2 protein-coding genes are annotated in these 7,015 nt (G+C 71.5%); both read right to left on the reverse strand.

The genetic code is table 11. From position 1 onward, the window contains the following. Positions 1–35: 35 nt before the first annotated feature. Positions 36–1,658: a fused response regulator/phosphatase gene (locus tag BM536_RS23485; RefSeq protein WP_094103526.1), complete on the reverse strand. Its 1,623-nt coding sequence runs from the start codon at positions 1,656–1,658 to the stop codon at positions 36–38. 70 nt (positions 1,659–1,728) lie between these two features. Beyond that, positions 1,729–7,015, reverse strand: a 5,287-nt coding sequence (pulA, locus tag BM536_RS23490; protein ID WP_094103423.1) for a pullulanase-type alpha-1,6-glucosidase, incomplete at its 5' end; no start/stop codon positions are given.

A 7,015-nucleotide genomic window follows, 5' to 3' on the forward strand; every position in this document is an offset into this window, starting at 1 on the left:
TCTGGACGGCCCGGTGGTGGGCGACGGAGGTCAGCCTATTGCGCGAGCCGCAGCGCCAGCATGGCGATGTCGTCCTCACGTTCGTGGCCGAAGCAGTCGAGCAGGGTGTCGCACAGGGCGTCCAGGCCGGGCAGCGCTCCGGTGGCGGCGGCGCGCAGGTGTTCCATCGACACGGCGAGGTCGGTGCCCCTGGTCTCGATCAGGCCGTCGGTGACCATCAGGAGCCGGTCGGTGGGGTCGAGGAGCAGCTCGGTGGGCGGCGGGTGGGGCACGCCGATGCCGAGGAGCGGTCCGGAGGCCTTGGCGTAGTCGGCGCCCTTGCCGTCGCGGATGATCAGCGGCGGGATGTGGCCGGCGTTGGCGATGCGGACGCGGCCGGTGCCGGGGTCGATCAGTACCAGGCAGAGGGTGGCGGTGACCTGGGGGTGGTAGTGCCGGAGCATCCGGTCCAGGCGCTCGGCGAGCACGGCCGGGTCGCTCTCCTCGACGCAGTGGGCGCGCAGCGCGTGCCGGATCTCGACCATGACGGTGGCCGCCTCCAGCGAGTGCCCGACGACATCGCCGACCGCGGCCAGGTGCCCCTGCGGGGTACGCAGGGCGGCGTAGAAGTCACCGCCGATCTCGGCCTCCTGCGAGGCGGGCACATAGCGCACGGCGACCTCGACGCCCGGCAGTTCGGGCAGCCGGTGCGGCTGGGGCAGGAAGCTGTGCTGGAGGGTGAGGGCGACGTGGCGCTCGACCTGGTACATCAGGAGCGGTTCGGCGGCGAGGACGGTGGCCTGGGCGAGCCGGGCCACCAGGGCCTCCTTCTCCGGGGCGACGCGGCGTACCCCCCGGGTGGGGGTGGCCAGGCACACCGCGGCCCTGCCGTCGCCGGTGGGGATCAGGGCGAGGCGGGCGTCGTGCTCCACGCCGGGCCGGAAGAACCCGGCGGGCCACAGCGGCGCGGGCACGGTGGTGATCCGCACCCCTGTCTGCCCGCGGGTGAGCCGGCGGAGGAGGGCGGCCACGGTGCGGTGGGCGCCCGTGTCGGGCGGGGCGAGCGAGGTGCGGTCGCGGGAGGTGCCGCGGTACAGCTCGTCGTCGGGGCCGAGGACGAAGACGGCGGCGGGGCCCGCGGTGAGCCGGGCGGTGCCGTCGGCTGCGGCGTCGGCGAGTTCCTGGGGGGAGCGGGCCGCCTGGACGGCGATGATCGTCTCCGACAGCAGGGAGAGCCGCCGGGCCAGCGCCTGGTCGTCGGCGCGCAGCCGGGCGGCCCGTACGGCGGCCCGGACGACGGCGTCGACCTCCCCGGGCTGGGCGGGCATCGCCAGATAGGCCTCGCCGCCAGCGTCCAGTCCCTGGCAGCGGTCCGCCGGCGCGAGGGAGGCGGTGGAGAAGTGCACGACGGGCAGCCCGGCCATGTGGGGGCGGGCCTTGATCCGGCGGCACAGGTCGAAGCCGCTGATGTCGGGCAGGTCGACGTCGACGAGGGCCACGTCGGGCAGGGTGCCCGCGCGCAGCCGTACGTCGAGTTCGGCGAGTGCCGCGCGGCCGGTGGTGGCGGTGACGACCTGGTGGCCGGCCCGGCGCAGCAGTTTGCCCATGGCGAACCGGCCGGCCGTGGTGTCGTCCACGACCAGTACGGTCATCTCCGTCCGCCTGCCGTTGGCGTCCATGCCCTCGCTCCCGGACACACCGAAGGAGCAGACCCGGTTCGAGGTCTGCTCCCCCAAGGTAGTGCGATTGTCAGGAAGTGCGGGTGAAAACAGCGACGGTTCGTGCCGGGACGGTGAACGTGCCGGTCGGCGCCGCGTAGGCCGCCGCCCTGACGGTCGGGTCGGCTCCGGCGGCCTGCACCGGGTGCAGGCGGTATCCGGTACCGGCCAGTGCGGCGACCCGCTGCCGCTGGGCGTCGGGCGTCGCGTTGAACACGACGACCAGGTCACCGAGTTCCATGGTGATCACGCCGGGTGTCTCGTCCTTGCCGGACAGCGGGAAGGAGAGCGCCGACTGCACCTGGGCGGCCGTTCCGAGGGAGAACGCCTTCTCCGTCGTACGGATCCGCAGCAGGTCCCGATAGGCGGCGGAGGCGCCGTCGATCTGGGCGCAGCCGACCGCGACCTCGGTCAGCAGAGGCTTGGCGTAGGGCCACTTGGCGGCGTTGTCGGCGGCCGGGGGCAGTCCGCCCGCGAAGCCGTTGCCGTCGGCGCAGTTCCAGTGGATCGCGTTGAACCAGTCGCCGCTGTCGTAGGAGTTGCGGTCCAGGGACTTGGAGCGCAGCAGGTCGGTGCCGGCCTGGGAGAGCGCCGGGCCCTGCGAGAGGGTGGCCGTGGCCATCGCCAGGACCTGCATGCGGGCCCGCTCGGCGGCGGAGGTGTCCGCCGGGAGCTTGAAGGCGAGGGCGTCGAACAGTGACTCGTTGTCGTGGGCGTCGGCGTAGGCGAGGGCGTCGCCGGGGGCCTCCGCGTAGCCGGCCGGGGCGCCGTTGTAGTCGACCTGGGCGCCGGTGACGTCCTTGCCGCCGGTGTCGGTGAACCGGTAGGCGGCGAGGTTGCCGCTGAGCCCGACCTTGATGAGGTCCTGGTAGTGCAGCAGGCGGGCTTTCTGTTCGGCCGGGGTTCCGTTACCGGTGGAGGTGTTGGGGTCGGTGTAGAGGCCGGAGGCGAAGCCCTGGACGCCCGGGTCCTCGTCGAAGGGGCCGCCGCCGCGGACGGCGTCACGGGCCCGGTCGGAGAAGGTGGCGATGCCGGTGCCGGCCATGTTCTTCTGCGTGGCCTGGACGAAGCGGGCGTCGTCGGCGACCTCACCGAAGTTCCAGCCCTCGCCGTACAGGATGATCTTCTTGCCGTCGACGCCGTCCTTGGCCAGGGTGAGCGCGTCGAGCGCCTTGCGGACGGCGAGGATGTTGGCCTTGGGGTGGTGGCCCATGAGGTCGAAGCGGAAGCCGTCGACCTTGTACTCCCTGGCCCAGGTGACGAGGGAGTCGACGACCAGCTTGCCCATCATGGCGTTCTCGGTGGCCGTGTTGGCGCAGCAGGTGCTGTTGGCGACCGAGCCGTCGGCGAGGAGGCGCTGGTAGTAGCCGGGCACGACCTTGTCGAGCACGCTGGTGGACGCCTGTCCGGCGGCGGCGGTGTGGTTGTAGACGACGTCCATGACGACGCGCAGGCCGTCCTGGTTCAGGGCCTTGACCATCTCGCGGAACTCGACGGTACGGGCCGTGCCGTCGGGGTCCGTCGCGTAGGAGCCCTCGGGGACCGTGTAGTGGTAGGGGTCGTACCCCCAGTTGTAGGCGTCCTTGGCGGCGGCCCTGGCCACGCACTCCTGCTGCTTGTCGGAGTCGGCCGGGTAGGAGGCGAGGTCGCAGTCGACGGTCGACTGGTCGGCCTTCCTCTCGGGGATGGTGGCGATGTCGAAGGCGGGCAGGAGATGGACGTACGACGTGCCCGACTTCGCCAGCTCCCGCAGGTGCTTCGAGCCGTCGCTGTCCCGGTCGGTGAAGGCGAGGTAGGTGCCGGGGTCGGCGGCCGTGCGGTCGGCCACCGAGAAGTCCCGGACGTGCAGTTCCTGGATCTGGGCGTCCTTGAGGGGCACGGCCGCGGGCTTCGTCAGCTTCGACCAGCCCTTGGGCGCGAGGGACCTGTCGGCCAGGTCGACGACCAGGCTGCGCTCGGAGTTCGCGGTCAGCGCGACCGAGTAGGGGTCGGTGACCTCGTTGGTGACGACCTGGCGGACGCTGGGCGCCCACACCGTGACGGCGTACCGGTAGGGCTTGCCCTTCCATGACTTCGGGCCGGTCACGGACCAGACGCCGGTGGCGTCGTTCCGCTTCATCGCGACGGTGGAGCCGTCGAGCTCCAGGGCCACCTTCCGCGCGGTCGGCGCCCAGACCGCCAGGGTGGGGCGGCCGTCGCGGAAGGTCGGGCCGAGGTCGGCCTTCGTCGCGCCCGCGTAGAGGTCGTCGAGGACGCCCGCGATCTGCACGCCGGTGGCCGCGAGGACGGCGCCGTTCACGGCCCGCTGGGAGGCGACGACCTGGCCGCGGAGGGCCTCGCGGACACGGTCGCGGTCACGCGGGTCGACGGTCCAGGCGGTGTGGTCCTCCAGGTGCGGGAACCTCGCCTTCTGTGCGTCGGTGAGGGCACTCTTCGTGAGCCGCAGCCAGCGCTGGTCGGCGCCGGTGAGGGCACCGTCCTTCGCCGTGACCGAGCCGGTGCGGGAGTACAGCAGCTGGGTGGAGGCGGCCGCGTCGGAGCCGTTCCAGGCGACGGTGTTCCGGTCGATCCAGACCGCCTTCGAGATGGTCAGGTCCAGGGCGGCGGCGGAGCCGGCGGGCTGCGGCAGGAGGTGCTTCTCCTGGCCGTTCAGGAGCCACACCTCGTGGCCGTCGGCCGTGAGGTCCAGCGACCGGTCGGTGGGAAGGTCCTTCTCGTCGCCCTTGTGGAGGATGTAGCTGAGGCTGGTGGCGCCCTCGGTGAGGGGCACCTCGAAGACCGCGCCGTAGCTGTCGGTCCGTACCGGCTTCAGCGGGTTCGACCACTCGGTGGGGTTCGCGGCGCCCGTCCAGGTGTGCAGGCCCCAGCCGTCGTAGGCGCCGTCGGCCCGGTGGTAGTGCAGGACGGCCTTGGTCCTGTCCTGCGCCGGCTGGTCGGGCCGTTCGGTGAGGACGGTCTCCTTGCCCTGCTCGATCCAGATCTCCCCGGTCCTGGTGACGTCGATCGTGCGGTCGGCGGAGACGTCCTTGTTGCCCTGCCCGTCGATGACGAGGAAGCCGACGCCGGTCGCGCCGGGCTTCAGCTTGACGTAGGCGAAGGCGCCGTACGCGTCACGGCCGGTGAAGGGGTGGCTGTCGGGCCAGTTCGTCGTCTCCCCGTCGGCGAGGTCGCCCCAGGCGTACAGGCCCCAGTCGGCGTAGTCACCGTCGGCGCGCTTGTAGTGGACGACCGCGTAGTCGCGGGAGGAGGCGGTGGGGGTCTCGGGCACGGGCGGGGTGCCGGTGGCGGAGGCGGCGGTCGCGCTCGCCGTGTGCCCGGCCGAGTCGATCACCACGGCCTTGTAGCGCAGGGCCGTCCCCGCCGGTACGTCCTTGCCGATGACCTGTGTGACCTTGTAGGGGGCGTGGTCGGCGGAACCCAGCTTCTTCCAGGGGCCGTTGCCGACCTGGGCGGCGAAGACGACGCGGTTGAGCCGGCCTCCGTCCACGTCGGCGCCGAGTTCGACGGTGCCGGTGGCGCCGGCGGCCGGGGCCTTCAGGGTGACGGTGGGCTCGGTGGCCGGCGGGGCGGGCTTCCCGGCCGCCTTGAGGACGATCGCCGCGCCCGCCGGGACGGTGACGGTGATCCTCCTGTCGGCGTCGGAGGTGACCTCGGCGTCCGTGCCGTGGATGCCGGCGAAGCGCATGCCCGCCGAACCGGTGGCGAAGGTCGCCGACTTGGCCTCGCTCGCGTTGTTGAAGGCGACGACGTACTCGGTGCCGGCCTTCGCGTCGGTGCGGGAGAAGGCGTAGACGCCCGCGCCGTCCGCCGCGTACCGCTCGGTCTGGATGCCGTCGGTGAGGGCCGGATTGGCCTTGCGGAGCTGGGAGAGGGCGCGGATCTGCCGGTAGAGCGGGGCGCCGGTGTCGTAGGCGTCGCTCGCGTGGGTGCGATCGGTGCCGATCTCGTCGTCGTCGAGGTAGTCGGCGGTCTTCGACGCGAACATCGTCTGACGGGCGTCCTTGTCGCCGCCGGCGCCGGTGAAGCCCTGCTCGTCGCCGTAGTAGACGACGGGGTTGCCGCGGCTGAGGAACATCAGCTCGTTGGCGAGCCGGTCCTTGGCGAGCAGTTCGGCGTCCGTGGCCTTGGGGTTGTCCTGGTTCAGGAAGTGTCCGAGCCGGCCCATGTCGTGGTTGCCGAGGAAGGTGACCTGCTCGTAGGCGTTGGCCTTGTCGGTGGTGTACCGGTAGTCGTCACCGAAGACGGAGGCCAGCTTCTTCGCGCTGCCGCCCTGCGAGGCGTACTGGCGGGCCGCCTCCTGGAAGGGGAAGTCGAGGGTCGCGTCGAGGCGGCCCTGGGTGACGTACGGGGAGGTGACGGCGGTGTCGGCGGAGTAGACCTCGCCGAACATGAAGAAGTCGTCGCGGCCCCGCTTCGCGGCGTAGGCGTCGAGCGCCGTGGCCCACTGGGTCCAGAACTCCATGTTCACGTGTTTGACGGTGTCGATGCGGAAGCCGTCGACGCCGAAGTCCCGAACCCAGCGCTGGTAGATCTTCTCCATCCCCCGGACGACCTCGGGACGCTCGGTCCACAGGTCGTCGAGACCGGAGAAGTCGCCGTACTCGGAACTCTCGCCCGCGAAGGTGGAGTCGCCCCGGTTGTGGTACATCGTGGGGTCGTTGAGCCAGGAGGGAACCTTGAGGTTCTTCTTCGCCGCCGGCACGGTGGGCGTGCGCGGGAACGAGTCGGCGTCGACCTCGGGGAAGTCCTTGCCTGCCGCGTGGTCGGCGTCGTCGAAGGGCTCGCCGTCCTCGGTCAGGTACGGGAAGGCGCCCTTGGCGAGGTAGCCGTAGGACTTCTCCTCGTAGTCGACGACGTCGGCGGTGTGGTTGGTGATGACGTCGAAGAAGACCTTCATCCCCTTGGCGTGCGCCTTGTCGATGAGGGTCTCGAGGTCCTCGTTGGTGCCGAAGTGCGGGTCGACCTGGGTGAAGTCGGTGATCCAGTAGCCGTGGTAACCGGCTGACGCGTCGTTTCCGGTGCCCTGGACGGGCTGGTTCTTGAAGAGGGGCGCCATCCACAGGGCGGTGGTGCCGAGGCCCTTGATGTAGTCCAGGCGCCGGGTCAGGCCCTTGAGGTCACCGCCCTGGTAGAAGCCCTTGTCGGTGGGGTCGTAGCCGGTGGCGAGGCGGGAACCGGTCAGCCCGCCCTTGTCGTTGGCGGTGTCGCCGTTGGCGAAACGGTCCGGCAGGACGAAGTAGAACTGCTCGCGGGTGAGGTCGTGCCGGGCGGCGGTCTTCGCCAGCGCCGCGTCGGAGGGCGGCGGGGGCGGGGTGGCG

This window comes from Streptomyces phaeoluteigriseus (assembly GCF_001896135.2).
Classification (GTDB): domain Bacteria; phylum Actinomycetota; class Actinomycetes; order Streptomycetales; family Streptomycetaceae; genus Streptomyces; species Streptomyces phaeoluteigriseus.

Coding starts and splice junctions, on each gene's coding strand:
- BM536_RS23485 (WP_094103526.1), bottom strand. CDS start 1,658: ATGGACGCCAACGGCAGGCGGACGGAGATGACCGTACTGGTCGTGGAC.